The following is a 14,552-nucleotide window of genomic DNA, read 5'->3' as shown; positions in this document are numbered from 1 at the left end:
GTTACCCCAGTTTGACCTTGTCGACGCCGACTAGGCGATTGAAGACCATGTAGAACACCACCACCACGAACAGCAGGATCGACGCAATCGCCGCCGCAAGCCCCCAGTTGAGCGAGGTCTGCATGTGATAGGCGATGTAGTTGGTGATGAAGCGACCCGACTGTCCGCCCACCAGCGCCGGCGTGATGTAGTAGCCGATCGACAGGATAAAGACCAGGATCCCGCCGGCTGCCATGCCGGGAATCGTCAATGGGAAATAGACGCGTCGGAAACACAGGAACGGCCGACCGCCCAACGAGCGTGCCGCGCGCATATAGCTCGGCGGGATGGTCTTCATTACCGAATAGAGTGGCAGGATCATGAACGGCAGCAGGATATGCGTCATCGCCACCACCGTGCCGATCTTGTTGTGAATCATCTGCCAGCGCGCATCGTCGGCAATCACGCCGAGGAACACCATCACATCGTTCAACACCCCCTGGGACTGCAGGATGGCGATCCAGGTGGTGGTACGCACCAGCAGCGACGTCCAGAACGGCAGCAGCACCAGGATCATCAACAGGTTGGAGTGGCGCAGCGGCAGGCTGGCCAGCAGGAAGGCGATGGGATAGCCGAGCAGCAGCGTCATCAGGGTGATCAGCCCGCTCATCCAGAAGGTCCGCCAGAACAGGCTGACGTGGATCTGCTGGTTGTCCGGCGCACGGGTGATCTCGCCATCCGGCGTCAGCTGACGGTCGACCGCCGCCAGGTAGTAGGACGGCGTATATAGGCGCGCCTCGCGCTGGATGATCTTCCAGGTGTCGAGCTCGCCCCAGCGCGCATTGGCCTCGATCACCGCCTCGCGATACGGCGGCTCCATGGTACGCAGACCGCGGGCCGTGCGGTTGATCGCCGAACGCATGCCGGAGCGCTCATAGTTCAAGCGGCTGGCCAGCAGGCCCAGATTGCGCGCCTCCTGGCCCTCCAACAGGTCTTCGACCAATGCCGCGAACGCCGGCTCACCGGGGACGTCCTGTCGGTCCCAGTCTTCAAGGGCGGCCACGGTTCGCGGAAGGTGATTGCTGACCTCGGGATTGGCGACGCTGCGCGTCAGCATCTCGAAGATCGGGATCACGAAGGCAATCACCAGAAAAAGCAGCAGTGGCGCCACCAGCAGCAGCGCCTTGATTTTCGAACGTCGCACCGCGCGACGCAGGCTGACCTTGAGCGGCACGCCATCGGCCGTGGTCAGCGGAGCAGAAGAGTCGGACACGCGGACCTCACCATCAGTCAGTCGGCAGGAAATAGACGCCGCACCACTCGATGAGCGGTGCGGCGAGAGGTCTTACCGTGCCAGCCAGGCGTCGAAGCGCTGGCTCAACTCGTCGAGGTAGTCGGCCCAGAACTCGTCATCCTTCTGGATCGCTGTGGCGAAGTTGGGCTCATAGGTGGGCATGTGGGTTTCCATCTCGATGCCGGTTTCGGCATGCGTCGAGACGAGGTCGGAGGAGGACATCCGCGCCGGGCCATAGGAGATGTACTGGGCCTGGTCGGCAAGACGCTGGGTGTCGGTGGCGAAGTAGAGGAAATCGCGCACCTTGTCCATCTTGCCGGTGGGCACCACCCAACCGTCGAGCTCGAATACCTGGGCGTCCCAGATGATCTCGAACGGCTGATTCTCGCTGACCATGGCATCGAAGATCCGGCCGTTGTAGGCCGAGGCGAAGGCAACCTCACGGTCGGCCAGCAGCTGCGGCGGCTGGGCGCCCTCTTCCCACCAGATCACGCTGTCCTTGATGGTATCGAGCTTGTCGAAGGCGCGCTGGATGCCCTCTTCGGTCTCGAGCATGTCGTAGACATCGTCACGGTCGACGCCATCGGCGATCAGTGCCCACTCGAGGTTGTTGATCGGGCGGCGCATCAGGGCGCGCTGGCCGGGGTAGTTCTCGAGGTCGAAGACATCCTCGATGGTGCTGGGCTGATTATCTTCGGGGAACATGTCGCTGTTGAAAGCGACGATGTTCGAATAGACGATCGAGGCCACGAAGCACTCGCCCAGCGCGCCGTCGACGAAGTCCTCGCTGGGCGGCGTGCCGTCCGGCGCATCGGCCAGCAGCTCGTCGTGGTCGAGGGGCTCGATGAGGCCTTCGGCACAGGCAATCATGGCGTCCGCCGGCAGCATATCGACCAGGTCCCAGGTGACGTTGCCGGCCTGGGACTGGGAACGCAGCCCCGCCAGCGCGTTGGCACTCTGGTCGATGTTGACGATTTCGTCGCCGGTCATCTCCATCCACGGCTCATGGTAGGCGCGCTGCTGGCTCATGCTGTAGGCGCCGCCCCAGGAGACCACGTTGAGGGTCTGACCCTCGGCGTGGGCAGCGACCGCCACCGCCAGCGCCGAGAGACCTGCTACGGCGACACCGGTACCTTTGATGACACGTTTGCGAATAATGGTTTTCATGCTGATTCTCCGATTGTTGTTGTTGCACTTGCCGCCGGCATCGTTGGATGCCGCAAGACGGCGATCTTGACTGCCCCCCCTCAGGCGTCCAGGGCGCGACAGTCGGCGCTCGACCAGCCGACCTGAATCTGCTGACCGGGGCGCATGACGCCAAACCCTTGCGCATTGGGCGTCTTGAGAATGAAATCGTCGTTGCCACAGACCGATACCCGCGTCCTCAGGTGGTCGCCGAGGTAGATCACCTCCTGCACCGTCGCGGTAAACTGATTGTCGAACTGCTCGGCCGCATCCTCGCGCAGGATGCTGACCCGCTCGGGGCGCAGCGATAGCGTGGTGCGTGACCCCACGCCGCCCACGGCCACCGGCTTGGCGATCACCGTATCGCCGCTATCCAGACGCACCTTGCAGTCATCGCCGAGGCGCTCACTCACCTCACCGGTCAGGCGGTTGTTCTCGCCGATGAAGTAGGCCACGAAGGCATTTTCCGGACGCTCGTAGAGCTCGTCCGGCGACGCCAGCTGCTGTACCACGCCGTCGTTGAACACGGCGATGCGGTCGGACATGGTTAGCGCTTCGGTCTGGTCGTGGGTGACATAGATCATGGTCACGCCGAGGCTGGCGTGAATGCGCTTGATCTCGTACTGCATCTCCTCGCGAAGGTTCTTGTCCAGCGCCCCAAGCGGTTCATCCATCAGCACCAGCTCGGGCTCGAACACCAGCGCCCGGGCCAGCGCCACCCGCTGCTGCTGGCCACCGGAGAGCTGCGCCGGGCGGCGGTCGCCGAACTCCTCGAGGCGCACCATGGCAAGCGCCCGTGCCACCTTCTCCTTGATCTGCGCCTTGCTGAGATGTCGCACTTCGAGCGGAAAGGCGAGATTCTCGGCCACCGTCATATGCGGGAACAGCGCATAGTTCTGGAACACCATGCCGATACCGCGCTTGTGCGGCGGCAGGCCGCTGATCGGTTCGCCCTTGAGCAGAATTTCACCGTGGGTAGGGGTTTCGAAGCCGGCCATCATCATCAGACAGGTGGTCTTACCGGAGCCCGACGGCCCCAGCAGGGTGACGAATTCACCCTTGCGAATGTCAAGATTGAAATCCTTGACCACCAGTTCGACGCCGTCATAGCTCTTCTGGACGTTGGTAAACCGTGCAAAGGTTGCATCGCCATCACCCTGGGCAGACACCGCAGAGGTCGCCGATTGCGCTTCGGAGGTATCGGTCATGCCACTTCCCTGAGTTTGTCGTTGTTTTGTAAAGCACTGCGTCGACATTAGTCGCATCTAGGGGGCGACCACAACCCTGCCAGGGGACAATCAACGTTGAATATTACCGGTGTCGCATTTATGCATTTTGGCTAACGAACACCTGTTTACATCTCGACACGAGCCAAGCTCCTGACGCGTGGTAGAATTAACCCCCCGATATTGCATAGAGCCCGTACATGCTCGACTGGTTCAAGCGCACCAAACTGCCCGAGGTCTGGGCCATCAAGCAGATCGACGGCGATCTGGTGCATGTGTGCGGGCGTGGCCAGTTGGAGTCCCGCGAGCGCCCCGCCAAGGCGCTCCAGGCGCTGCAGGAAAACCGCTTCGAGGGGGCGATCCGCATGCACGACAGCGCGCTGGTGCTCAATGCCGGCCTGTTCGTGGCGCTGGCCCCGGTCGAAGCCTTCGGCCTGATCGGCCAGGATCAGGCCGAGTGGCAAGAGCGGCTGTATCGTATCTCCTGGGTACCTCAGCGCTGCTGGGTGTATGAGGGTCGTCTCATCGCCACCTTCACCGAACTCAACGGCGTGCCACAGCGGGTCAGCGTCGAGGACACCTCCGCGATTCGCGACAAGGCAGCCGCCGCCGAGGGCGACGACGCCGGCACTCACTTCGGCGCCCTCGACGCCCTGCAAGACCTTCCTCCCATCGACGTGGACCCAGATCGACGCCGATGAGTGACGTCGCCCTGCCCACCGCGCGACGCGGTCGCCGCCTGACGCTGTTCATCTGCCTGATGGTGCTGGTCGGGCTCAACCTGCGTCCCGCGCTGTCGTCGCTGGCACCGCTGCTTGGCCGTATCCAGCAAGACACCGGGCTAAGCCCGCTCGGCGTGGGCGCCTTGACCACGCTACCGGTCCTTTGTCTTGGCCTGTTCGCCCCGCTGGCCCCGCGCCTTTCGCGCCGTCTGGGCGCGGAGCGTGCCCTCTCCCTGGGCCTGCTAGCGCTCGCCGTGGCGCTGACCATCCGCGCCCTCCCCAGCCTGTGGCTGCTGTTCCTCGGCACGCTCATGGTGGGCGCTGCCATCGGCGTCTGCGGCAGCCTGCTGCCGGCGCTGGTCAAGCGCGAACTGCCCCGCGGCGCCGACCTAATGACCGGCGTCTACACCATGGCGCTCTGCCTGGGCGGTGCGCTCGGAGCAGGGATCAGCGTGCCGCTGGCCGACCTGCTGGGCAGTTGGCCCCTCAGCCTGGCCAGCTGGGCACTGCTGGCCCTGGCCGCGCTGCTGGCATGGCGGCTGGGGATGCCGCAACCACGCCCGGCATCGCAGCCCGATGAACCGCCTGCGCCGCCGGTGTCGCTGTTCCGCTCGCCACTCGCGTGGCAGGTCACCGGCTTCATGGGCAGCCAGTCGTCGCTGGCCTATATCGTGTTCGGCTGGCTGCCGGTATTGATGCAGCGCCGCGGCCTCAGCGAGGGCGAAGCCGGCTGGCTGTTGGCGATGTCGGTGATGTCGCAGCTGCTGGCGGCGCTGGCCGCCCCCTGGCTGGCACGGCTGGGACGCGATCAGCGCCTTGCCACGCTGCTGCTGCTGGGCGCCAGCGCCGCCGGCATGCTGGTCCTGCTGCTCGGGCCGCTGCAGGCTCGCTGGCTGGGCGCCGCGCTGCTGGGCATTGGCCAGGGCGGCTGCTTCAGCATGGCCCTGACCATGATCGTGCTGCGCAGCGGCACCCACCAGCTGGCCGGCCAGCTGTCGGGGATGGTCCAGGGCCTCGGCTACTGCATGGCCGCCGCCGGGCCGCTGAGCGTCGGCCTGATGCTGCAGTTCGGCGCCGGCAATCGCACCATCAGCCTGCTGCTGATGGTCATCGTCGGCGTGGCAGCGAGCTGTGCCATGCTCGCCGGCCGCCAGCATCGCCTCGACCTCGAACAGGGCCGGCTGGTTACCCGCCGGGAACGCTGAGGCGCCGCTGCGACACCGCTACCCCAAGCAGGATCAGCGCCAGCGCCAACAGATGGTTCCACGCCAGACGCTCGGCCATGAACAGCGTGCCGATCATCACCGCCCATAGTGGGATCAGGTAGTTGATCAGGGACAGGAAGGTCGGCCCAGCGGCGGCGATCAGCTTGAAATAGACCACGCTACCCGCCGCCGTACTCATCACCCCCAGCAGCAGCACCGCCCATACGGCCGTGGCTGACGGCTCAGGCATCGGCAGCGTTGCTTGCCACACGGGCGCCAGCGCCATGGGCAAGGTCAACAGCATCGCCATCCCCAGCACCACCGCCGAGGTGGCATACACGTCGCTCGCCGGTTTGCGACGCGCGACGATGGTATTCACCGCATAGCAGATCGATGCACCCAGGACCGCCAGTTGCGCCACCAGGGTCTCGCCCTGGCCACCGAGCTCGGCGAGCGCGGCGGGGCCGATCAGCACCACGATCCCCACGAATCCCACCACGAAGCCGGTCACCTTATGCCGCGCCAGGCGCTCTCCGTCGATGTAGAAGTGCGCCAGCACCAGCGTGACCAGCGGCATCGCCGCCATCAGGATCCCCGCCAGGCCGCTGTCGATGCGCTGCTGCCCCCAACTGATCAGCAGGAACGGCATGGCGTTGCCGATCACCGCGATGACCGCCATATAGGCCCATACGCGGCGCCCCCGCGGCAGGCCACGGCGCCACACCAGCAGCAGGACGCCGAGCAGCAGTGCCGCCACCGCGTTGCGCCCCATCACCACCATGGAGGGCGTCAACTGCGCCACGGCGATGCGGGTCAGCGAGAACGAGCTGCCCCACAGCATCACCAGGCTGATCAGCAGGCCCCAGTGTGACCAAGGGCGTCCTGCAGGCGGCACTCAGGCCAGGCGCCAGGGAAGCGTCTGCCCCGCCATGAGCGGCACGATCACGCCATCCTCGGCGTAGGGCAGCGTCTCGGGGAGCTGCCAGCTCTCGCGCAGCAGCGTCACCTGGCGCGAATTGCGCGGCACGCCATAGAAGTCCGGGCCGTGATGGCTGGCAAACCCTTCCAGCTGCTCCAGCCGTCCGGCCTGCTCGAAGGCCATGGCGTAGAGCTCGATGGCCGCGGGCGCGGTGAAGGCCCCGGCACAGCCGCAGGCGGACTCCTTGTCGCCGCGGGCGTGGGGCGCGCTATCGGTGCCCAGGAAGAACTTGCCGCTACCCGAGGTGGCTGCCGCCAGCAGTGCATCGCGATGGCGCTCCCGCTTGAGCACGGGCAGGCAGTAGTAGTGCGGCTTGATGCCCCCGACCAGCATATGGTTACGGTTGAACAGCAGATGGTGGGCGGTGATGGTGGCGGCGATATTGGCCGACGACTCGCGCACGAAGTTCACCGCGTCTTCGGTGGTGATGTGCTCGAACACCACCCTGAGCTGCGGGAAGCGGATCAGCAGCGGCGCCATCACCCGTTCGATGAAGACGGCCTCGCGATCGAAGATATCGATCTCGGGGCTGGTCACCTCGCCGTGCACCAGCAGCGGCAGGCCAACCCGCTCCATGGCCTCGATGGCCCGCGAACAGTGGTCGATGTCGGTGACCCCGGAGTCGGAGTTGGTGGTGGCCCCGGCCGGGTAGAGCTTGACCGCATGCACGATGCCGCTGGCCTTGGCCCGCTCGATCTCCTCCGGCGGCGTGTTGTCGGTGAGATACAGCGTCATCAGCGGCTCGAAGTCGCTGCCCTCGGGCAGCGCCGCCAGGATCCGATCGCGATAGGCGCGGGCCTGCTCGGTGGTGGTCACCGGCGGCGTCAGGTTGGGCATGATGATGGCGCGGCCGCATTGGCGCGCCGTATAGGCCACCACCGCGGCCAGGGCGGCACCGTCACGCAGATGCAGGTGCCAGTCGTCGGGTTGGGTCAGGGTAATCTGGTTCACGGGCAGGCCTTATTGAGAGAGTACGCTGTCGTTGCACCATCGCGATGGCAAAACCCGGCCATTATAGACGAACGCTGGCCCCACGGTCAGCCGAGAGCCATGGCGTGGCGAGCGACTCCATTAGCCTGGTAACATTACGCCTTTAGTCTCAAGGAACCGTTGATGCCCACCTCCGTTGCCGCAAGGCCCTCGCTCAAGGCAGACGCCCTGCTGCTGGCGGTCACCATGATGGCCGCTGCCGGGTGGATCTTCTCCAAGGAGGCGCTCGAAGGCCTACCACCGCTGCTGTTCATCGGCACGCGCTTTCTGCTTGCCGCAGCGCTGCTGGGCCTTGTCGGCTGGCGGCCCCTGTTTGCGCTGAGCGCCCATCAGTGGCGCCAGGCAGGTGCGGTAGGCGTGCTGTTCATTGGCGCCATCACGCTCTGGGTGCTGGGGCTCGATGCCTCTAGCCACCTTGGCGAGAGCGCCTTCATCAACAGCCTGTGGATCCTGATGGTGCCGTTCATGGCACGCTTCCTGTTCGGCGACCGGCCGCCCGCCGCCACCTGGCTGGCACTGCCGGTGGCGATGCTGGGTTTCGCCTGCCTGTCGCTCAATAACGGCTTTCGGGTCGAACCCAGCCAGTGGCTGTTTCTCGCCTCGGCGACGCTGTTCGCTCTGCTGTTCAACGTCAACAGCCAGGTAGTCAAGCGCGTGCCGCCGCTGCCCTTTACCATCATCCAGATGCTGGTGCTGGGTGCCGGCCTGACGCTGATATCAGCGCTCAGCGAACCCTGGCCCAGGCAAGTGGCCTCTCCCACCCTGGGCTGGCTGCTGGCCAGCGTGGTGATTGCCAGCGTGATGCGCTTCTGGGTGCAGCTCTATGCCCAGCGACTGACCAGCTCCAGCAACGGCGCAGTAATTATGATGCTCGAAGCGGTATGGACCGCGATGCTCGCCGCGCTATGGTTTCGGGAAACCATGAGCCAGCTGCAGTGGCTAGGCTGTGCGCTGATTTTCACCGCGCTGTTGATCAATCGCTGGCACTGGATACGCCGCTTATGGCATAAACGCCCGGCGACATGAGGTAGGCTGGTGGCAACGGGCAAGAATTGGCTAGAACAGGACACGTGAATGCTAGCGGTACGCACATCGGGCGACTTCGTCGCCCTGCTCGAAGGGGCCATATGGCTGCTGCTGGCCTGGTCGGCCAGCTACTCGGCTGCAATCGGCGAACCCCTGCCCAGCGTTGCCATGCTTAGCATCGCCGCCACCCTGGTGTTCGTGTGCTGGGCGCATCGGCCCTTTCGCCTCACCCTGCAGCGCTATCGCATCCGTCGGCGGCGCACCGAGATGCTGATGCACATCATCGCCCTGCCGCTGCTGCTGGCGCTACTCTTCGGGGTGCTGATCGAGAGCCTGCTAACGCCTCTCAGCGGCCAGCAGAAAATGCTGATGTACAACGTGCTGGCCACCTCGGGCTGGCTGGTCTTTGCCTTGACGCTGATCATCAAGTACCTGCTGTTCCGCTTCAAGGGGCGCTGAGGGAGCGGCCTCGGTTGGCAGAGCATCCTGAAAACGACTAAGGTAGAAGCATTGTGTCGCTTGCAGGCGACTCGCCGAGAACCTTATCTAGCTCATGCATACTCTACCCTCCCGCCTCACGCGCTTCGCGCTGGTACCCGTCATGGCATTGGCCATGGGCAGCGCTCTGGCCGATGATGAGGGCATGCCGGTTCAGGTCAACGGCGATTTTACCGAGCTGGCGAGTCTGGAGAATGGCGTGGTGCTGGAGGGGGCGGAGATGTCCATGCCCGACGGCGCCACCTCCGGCTTTCGCCTGCTGGCGGGCTACCTGCTGCCCAATCTGCCCCGACTCGGTGTCGGTGCAGAAATCACCTACCTGGTCACCGACGAGACCCCTACTGCCATCGACGACCAGTCGGTGCTGCTCAATACCACCAGCCTGCAAGGCGCGGTGACCGCCGGTCTGCACCTTGGCAGGTTCAGCCTGTTCGCCAAGTCGGGCCTGACCGACTGGAGCGGCGATCTCGAGACCACCCTGTCGGGCAGCGATGCCCAAGAGGTCGACATGGCCATGGGTGGCACCGCCCGGGTCCACGGCTTCGGCGCGCGGATGAACTTCACGCCGCGCACCGTGGCGCATCTGCAGTACGAGCGTATCGACGCGCCAAGGCTCGAGCACCTCAACCTCACCACCGCCATGATCGCCTACCACTTTTGAGCTAGAGGTGAATGATCACCTCGACGCGGCGATTCTTGGCGCGCCCTTCCTGGGAATCGTTGCTGGCCAACGGGCGTGTGTCACCAAAGCCCACTGCACGCAGCCGCGAAGGCGACACCCCTTCATCCGCCAGGTAGCGTAGAATCGCCGTGGCCCGGGCGCTTGAGAGCTCCCAGTTGGAAGGGAACTGCGGGGTGTTGATCGGCCGGCTATCGGTGTGGCCTTCCACCGAGACCTCGCCATCGTGGCGCTGAATCAGCGCGACCAGGCTCTCGATCACGTCGCGACCGGCGCCGGTCAGTTCGGCTTCGGCGGTGGAGAACAGCAGGTTGTCCTCGACCCGCAGGCTGATGCCCTCGGCCACCCGCGACACCGCCACCCCCTCGAGATCGGGTAGATGCGGCGCCTCGGCGACGCGCTGCTCCAGGGTCTCGGCAAGCGTGGAAGCCACCGCCACTGCCTCGGGGTCGATCTCTCGGGCGCGCTGCGGGGCCGTGTCGGTCACCACCACCACCAACTCCTCAAGCGGCACATCGAGATTGGCGCCGTTGGCCGCCACCACCTGCGGCGACGGCGGCTGCCAATCGGCCATCATCGGTTCGGAGGGGAACGGCCTGGCCGGCGTCGCGGGCGGCGGGGCCGGCTGCGTGCGTCGCGCCACACCCAGGGCCACCACCACCGCAGCCGGATCGATAGCGGGGGCGGCACCGTTCAAGTACGGCGCCTGGGGCTGCATCGCCGCCAGCATCTCCTCCGGCAGCGGCACCCCCAGCTGCGAGGCTGGCGTGGCATCCACCTCCGCATAGAGCGTCACCGGTGCGGGGTCGGCGTCGCTACCGAGGCGAAACGACAGCGCGAAAAGCAGCACGAACAGCGCCACCAGTAGCGTCATCACATCGATGTAGCTGACCATCCAGCCGCTGCTCGACTCGACGTCGCCCGCCTCCTCGAGCAGCGCATCGTAGCGCGTGGTATCAGGCATGCTTGCGTAGCCTCGCCGGCCACTGCAGGCGCCGTCCGGTCTTCTCCAGCGGCTCGTCGAGCAGCACCTGGTCGCGCAGTTCGTCGTGGTGGTTGGCCATGAACGACTTGAGGGTCTCCTCGATGAACGACGGCAGGCGACGCCGCGACATCAGTGACACCCCCTCGAGCACCATGTTCATGGCGATCAGCCGCTCCTCGGTGCGCCGCTCCAGCTTGACGGCAATCGGCTTGAATACCAGATTGGCCAGCACGATGCCGTAGAAGGTGGTCAGCAGCGCCACCGCCATCTTCTCGCCGATCACTCCGATCTGGTCGGTATCCATCACTTCGAGCATATTCACCAGCCCCACCAGGGTGCCGATCATGCCGAAGGCCGGGGCGTAGAGCGCCATGGTGCGAAAGATCTGCGCCTCGGCCCGCTCGCGGGCCTTCATGCGCGCCACCCGCCAGCGCAGCAGGTCGAGGATCTCCTCTTCGCGGGTGTTGTCGATCACCAGCTGCACCCCGGTGCGCAGGAAGGGGTTGCGCACGTCGTTCTCCAGGGCATGCTCAACGGCGTGGATATCGCCCTTGAACCACAGCCGCGACAGCCGCACCAGCTCCTGGATATCCTCCTGCACGCGGCTGTTCTCGCGGCGAAACACCAGCGCCACCAGCCGCACCACCCGCACCACCTCCTTGAGCGGATAGCTGATAAAGGTTGCCGCCAGGGTGCCGGTCAGCACGATGGCCAAGCCCGGCAGGTTGATGAAGCTGGCCGCCGACTCGGCGCTCAGCAGAAGCACACTGGCCAGCATCAAGATACTGGCGGCGATGCCGATAAGCGTGGAAGGATTCATGCGCTCGCCCGTGGTAGATGACTCGAAAGAGACCTCGTTCAGGCTGCCATGATAACCAGGCGGCTAATGGTCAAAGCGTCGAAAAGCCGCCGTTCGCGGGGCTACTCTGACGTTGGCCAGGGTCTCGCTGTTCAACTAATTCTGGAGCGCCAGGCGCGACTAATGACCAGTCCCATCCACGAATAATGATTATCACGCGCCCCAGATGCGCTTATTGTCATGAGTGTTGCGCCCTAACAACAACACCAGAGACGCCCCCATGAACCACGCCTACCGCCCAGCCATCAAGCACTGCCTGCCCGCCGTCAGCGCCGGTCTCTCATGCCTGGTAGTGAGCGCCGGCGTGATCAGCGCCGCCCACGCCGACTGGCCACAAGATCCGATCGAGATCGTGGTGCCCTTCGACGCCGGTGGCAGCGCGGACCGCATGGCGCGCGGCCTGGCCGAGCATATGTCGCCACGCCTCGAGGTGCCGATCAGCATCATCAACCGCCCCGGCGGCGCCGGCGCACTGGGCGCCACCTACTTCCAGCGGCAGGCCGCGGACGGCCAGACCCTGCTGGTCATGCAAGCTACGCCCTATCTCGCCAGCGCCATCGAAGTCGGCGGCGCCCCGGTAGCGTGGGAAGACTTCCAACTGCTCAGCGCCCAGTGGAATGACTACGGCATCGTGGCAGTACACAACGTTAGCCCCTATCACTCCCTGGAGGAGTTGATCGAGGCGATGCGCGAGCCCGGCGAGGTCAGCTCCGGGATCATCGTCGGCAACGGCGGCCACCTGCAGACCCTGGTGATGATGGATGCGCTGGAGATCGAACACGATAACGTGCGCTTCGCCACCTACAGCGGCGGCGCCCCGCTGCGCGCGGCGCTGGCCGGCAACCAGGTCGACTTCGAGATCCTCGCCGCCGAAGCCGCGCTGTCGATCAGCGACGAGGTGCGCGCCCTGGCAGTGGTCAATGACGCGCCCAGCGACAATTGGGACGCACCGCTGTTCAATGACGAAATGCAGCATCTCGGCGTCGATCCGCTGCCGCTGATTGGCGGCAATGTCACCGGACTGATCGTTCACGCCGCGCTCCAGGAAGCGTATCCCGAGCGCTACGAGCGCCTGATCCAGGCCTATCGGGAAACCCTGGAGAGCGATGAATTCCAGGCCTGGGCCAGCGAGGCAGGCATCGGCGCCGCCTGGGTCTCGCCCGACGAGAGCCAGGCGCTGGTCGACGAGGGCTATCGCGCCGTTCGGCAGTACGCCCCGCTACTACGGTAGGCAGTGCGCATCGTCAAACGGGTCGGCAGGAAATAGTCAGAAGCACCTGCGCGCTAGCCAACTATCTCAACGTTCGGGTAGTGGCCGAGTTCGTTGAGAATCAGGCCCAGATCGATATTCTTGCCGGCCTGGGTGTCGACTTTCTCCAAGGCTTTGGTATCGCCCATCCCATGCCCCTGGATGATTACCTGGAGCATCTTGTAGAAGGTGTAACGGTCACGTCGGCCTATAAGTGATCCGCTTTAGCGCCCTACCGCAAAGCCCTGCATCTGTGGCCTAAAAATCAGAACGCGCTTCACCTTTCATTAGCGCAGGGGGCTTCACAATACTCAGGGACGTACACCGCAGGCATATCAACAATCACAATCCGATCAGGAAGGACGTCCCATGCCTCTCTCGACGCTACTCGACTGGCGCCTGCATGCGCTGGTGATCCTCGTTTCGCTACTCTCCGAATTCATCGGTATCCAGCAGATTCCCATGGGGCCCGGCTCCCTGCTGCTGCTGCCGCTGTTCTACGCCTTCATTCTCGGCGTGCTGCTCAACCCCAACGTTACGCGCACCGCGGCAAAGGTCTTTCCTCAGCGCATCAGTGTGGCCGCCGGCCCGCTGATCCTGCTGTCGATCATGCCGTTCATCGCGCGCTTCGGTACCACTATCGGCCCGGCCATCGAAGACCTCATCGATGCCGGCCCGGCGCTGATCCTTCAGGAGCTGGGCAATCTCGGCACCATGCTGATCGCGCTGCCCGTCGCCGTGCTGGTGTTCAAGATGGGTCGCGAGTCGATCGGTGCCACCTACTCGATAGCCCGCGAACCCAATATTGCCGTGATCTCCGACAAGTACGGCCTCAAGGGCCCGGAAGGCATCGGCGTGATGGGCACCTACGTGGTCGGCACCATGTTCGGTACCCTGTGGTTCGCGCTGATGGCCGGCTACCTGACCTCGCTGGACATTCTCGACCCGCGTGCGCTGGCCATGGCTTGCGGTGTGGGTAGCGGCAGCATGGTTGCCGCCTGCTCCGCGGCCATTGCCGGCTCGCTGCCGGAGATGCGCGATGAGCTGCTCGCCTTCTCCGGCGCCAGCAACCTGATGACCTACGCCACCGGGCTCTACCTCACGCTGTTCGTGGCGCTGCCCATCGCCGAGAAGCTCTACTCGCTGCTCAGCGGCAAGCGCAAGGCCAAGCCGGTAGGCGCCCAGGTCACCGCCAGCGCATCCGCTGACGACGACATCCCCGCCGAGCCGCGCCCCGAGCAGGACCTCGGCAAGACCGCCATCGTCATGGCCGCCGCCTGTGGCGTCGCCTGGGTCGCCAACACCATCAACGGCGCCGGCCTGATCGAGGCCCTGCCGGGCATGCTGATCCTCTACGTGATGACCATGATCGGCCTAGCCGTCACGCGCTATGCGCCGTTCTACCTGCCCGGCGTGGCCTGGGTCTCGCTGGTCAGCATCCTGTTCACCCTGCCCTGGACCCCGGGCAACGCCTGGTTGGTCGAACAGCTCAGCGCGGTCAACTTCCTGGCCATCGTCACCCCGGTGCTGGCCTATGCCGGCCTGGCGCTGACCACTCGCGAATTGAAGATGTTCCGCCAGGCGGGCTGGAAGCTGGTGATCCTGGCCCTGCTGGTCTTCACCGGCACCTTCGTTTCGTCTGCCCTGATCGCCAACGCGCTGCTGTGAGGTCAGCA

General features: G+C 65.0%; 14 protein-coding genes and 1 pseudogene. 8 read left to right on the top strand and 7 right to left on the bottom strand.

Annotated features, from left to right (window positions below):
- Nucleotide 1: 1 nt before the first annotated feature.
- The 3 genes from BWR19_08650 to BWR19_08640 all read right to left on the bottom strand — a co-directional run bounded on the left by BWR19_08650 (nucleotide 2) and on the right by BWR19_08640 (nucleotide 3,666).
- Entirely contained in the window at nucleotides 2-1,252 is a 1,251-nt protein-coding gene (locus BWR19_08650) for an ABC transporter permease (protein ID APX92989.1), read from the bottom strand.
- A 72-nt stretch (nucleotides 1,253-1,324) separates the two neighbouring features.
- A complete protein-coding gene (locus tag BWR19_08645) occupies nucleotides 1,325-2,413 on the bottom strand; it encodes a spermidine/putrescine ABC transporter substrate-binding protein (protein APX94963.1) in 1,089 nt (362 codons plus the stop codon).
- 107 nt (nucleotides 2,414-2,520) lie between these two features.
- Nucleotides 2,521-3,666, bottom strand: coding sequence for a spermidine/putrescine ABC transporter ATP-binding protein (locus BWR19_08640; protein APX92988.1), 1,146 nt, complete (start codon nucleotides 3,664-3,666; stop codon nucleotides 2,521-2,523).
- Between the two features lie 218 nt (nucleotides 3,667-3,884).
- Here BWR19_08640 and BWR19_08635 point away from each other — a divergent pair, with 218 nt between their 5' ends.
- Nucleotides 3,885-4,385, top strand: coding sequence for a hypothetical protein (locus BWR19_08635; protein APX92987.1), 501 nt, complete (start codon nucleotides 3,885-3,887; stop codon nucleotides 4,383-4,385).
- Between the two features lie 59 nt (nucleotides 4,386-4,444).
- A complete protein-coding gene (locus BWR19_08630) occupies nucleotides 4,445-5,611 on the top strand; it encodes an MFS transporter (protein ID APX94962.1) in 1,167 nt (388 codons plus the stop codon).
- Here the strand turns inward: BWR19_08630 and BWR19_08625 are convergent.
- Nucleotides 5,592-6,506, bottom strand: coding sequence for a hypothetical protein (locus BWR19_08625; protein ID APX92986.1), 915 nt, complete (start codon nucleotides 6,504-6,506; stop codon nucleotides 5,592-5,594). The genes BWR19_08630 and BWR19_08625 overlap by 20 nt on opposite strands.
- Nucleotides 6,507-7,541, bottom strand: coding sequence for a dihydroorotase (locus tag BWR19_08620; protein APX92985.1), 1,035 nt, complete (start codon nucleotides 7,539-7,541; stop codon nucleotides 6,507-6,509).
- Nucleotides 7,542-7,703: 162 nt separating this feature from the next.
- Between BWR19_08620 and BWR19_08615 the strand changes: the two genes are divergently transcribed.
- The 3 genes from BWR19_08615 (at nucleotide 7,704) to BWR19_08605 (ending at nucleotide 9,765) form a co-directional block, all read left to right on the top strand.
- Nucleotides 7,704-8,606: an EamA family transporter gene (locus tag BWR19_08615; GenBank protein ID APX92984.1), complete on the top strand. Its 903-nt coding sequence runs from the start codon at nucleotides 7,704-7,706 to the stop codon at nucleotides 8,604-8,606.
- A gap of 48 nt (nucleotides 8,607-8,654) precedes the next feature.
- Nucleotides 8,655-9,065, top strand: a complete 411-nt coding sequence (locus BWR19_08610) for a hypothetical protein (protein APX92983.1) — start codon at nucleotides 8,655-8,657, stop codon at nucleotides 9,063-9,065.
- 94 nt (nucleotides 9,066-9,159) lie between these two features.
- Complete coding sequence (locus BWR19_08605; protein ID APX92982.1) at nucleotides 9,160-9,765, top strand: hypothetical protein; 606 nt, start codon at nucleotides 9,160-9,162, stop codon at nucleotides 9,763-9,765.
- A 1-nt stretch (nucleotide 9,766) separates the two neighbouring features.
- Here BWR19_08605 and BWR19_08600 read toward each other — a convergent pair whose 3' ends face one another.
- Together BWR19_08600 and BWR19_08595 are read right to left on the bottom strand one after the other, a co-directional pair.
- A complete protein-coding gene (locus BWR19_08600) occupies nucleotides 9,767-10,747 on the bottom strand; it encodes a hypothetical protein (protein APX92981.1) in 981 nt (326 codons plus the stop codon).
- Nucleotides 10,740-11,588 (bottom strand): chemotaxis protein MotA, encoded by an 849-nt coding sequence (locus BWR19_08595; protein APX92980.1) that lies wholly within the window; start codon nucleotides 11,586-11,588, stop codon nucleotides 10,740-10,742. The genes BWR19_08600 and BWR19_08595 overlap by 8 nt, the downstream gene beginning before the upstream one ends.
- 259 nt (nucleotides 11,589-11,847) lie before the next feature.
- On the opposite strand from BWR19_08595, the gene BWR19_08590 reads away from it, so the two are divergent.
- The 3 genes and pseudogenes from BWR19_08590 to BWR19_08580 all read left to right on the top strand — a co-directional run bounded on the left by BWR19_08590 (nucleotide 11,848) and on the right by BWR19_08580 (nucleotide 14,544).
- Complete coding sequence (locus BWR19_08590) at nucleotides 11,848-12,858, top strand: hypothetical protein (GenBank protein ID APX92979.1); 1,011 nt, start codon at nucleotides 11,848-11,850, stop codon at nucleotides 12,856-12,858.
- Between the two features lie 32 nt (nucleotides 12,859-12,890).
- A pseudogene (locus tag BWR19_08585) lies at nucleotides 12,891-13,028 on the top strand (hypothetical protein).
- 217 nt (nucleotides 13,029-13,245) lie between these two features.
- Complete coding sequence (locus tag BWR19_08580; GenBank protein ID APX92978.1) at nucleotides 13,246-14,544, top strand: hypothetical protein; 1,299 nt, start codon at nucleotides 13,246-13,248, stop codon at nucleotides 14,542-14,544.
- The last annotated feature ends 8 nt before the right edge of the window (nucleotides 14,545-14,552 follow it).

This window comes from Halomonas sp. 1513 (assembly GCA_001971685.1).
In the GTDB taxonomy this organism is placed as follows: domain Bacteria; phylum Pseudomonadota; class Gammaproteobacteria; order Pseudomonadales; family Halomonadaceae; genus Franzmannia.
Note: the sequence above shows the minus strand (reverse complement) of the source record. Positions and strands in the feature narration are given on the sequence as shown.

What these genes read in the sequence shown, in the direction of transcription:
- BWR19_08640 (APX92988.1), bottom strand. Translation starts at nt 3,666, where the DNA reads ATGACCGATACCTCCGAAGCGCAATCGGCGACCTCTGCGGTGTCTGCC.
- BWR19_08635 (APX92987.1), top strand. Translation starts at nt 3,885, where the DNA reads ATGCTCGACTGGTTCAAGCGCACCAAACTGCCCGAGGTCTGGGCCATC.
- BWR19_08630 (APX94962.1), top strand. Translation starts at nt 4,445, where the DNA reads ATGGTGCTGGTCGGGCTCAACCTGCGTCCCGCGCTGTCGTCGCTGGCA.
- BWR19_08615 (APX92984.1), top strand. Translation starts at nt 7,704, where the DNA reads ATGCCCACCTCCGTTGCCGCAAGGCCCTCGCTCAAGGCAGACGCCCTG.
- BWR19_08610 (APX92983.1), top strand. Translation starts at nt 8,655, where the DNA reads ATGCTAGCGGTACGCACATCGGGCGACTTCGTCGCCCTGCTCGAAGGG.
- BWR19_08605 (APX92982.1), top strand. Translation starts at nt 9,160, where the DNA reads ATGCATACTCTACCCTCCCGCCTCACGCGCTTCGCGCTGGTACCCGTC.
- BWR19_08600 (APX92981.1), bottom strand. Translation starts at nt 10,747, where the DNA reads ATGCCTGATACCACGCGCTACGATGCGCTGCTCGAGGAGGCGGGCGAC.
- BWR19_08595 (APX92980.1), bottom strand. Translation starts at nt 11,588, where the DNA reads ATGAATCCTTCCACGCTTATCGGCATCGCCGCCAGTATCTTGATGCTG.
- BWR19_08590 (APX92979.1), top strand. Translation starts at nt 11,848, where the DNA reads ATGAACCACGCCTACCGCCCAGCCATCAAGCACTGCCTGCCCGCCGTC.
- BWR19_08580 (APX92978.1), top strand. Translation starts at nt 13,246, where the DNA reads ATGCCTCTCTCGACGCTACTCGACTGGCGCCTGCATGCGCTGGTGATC.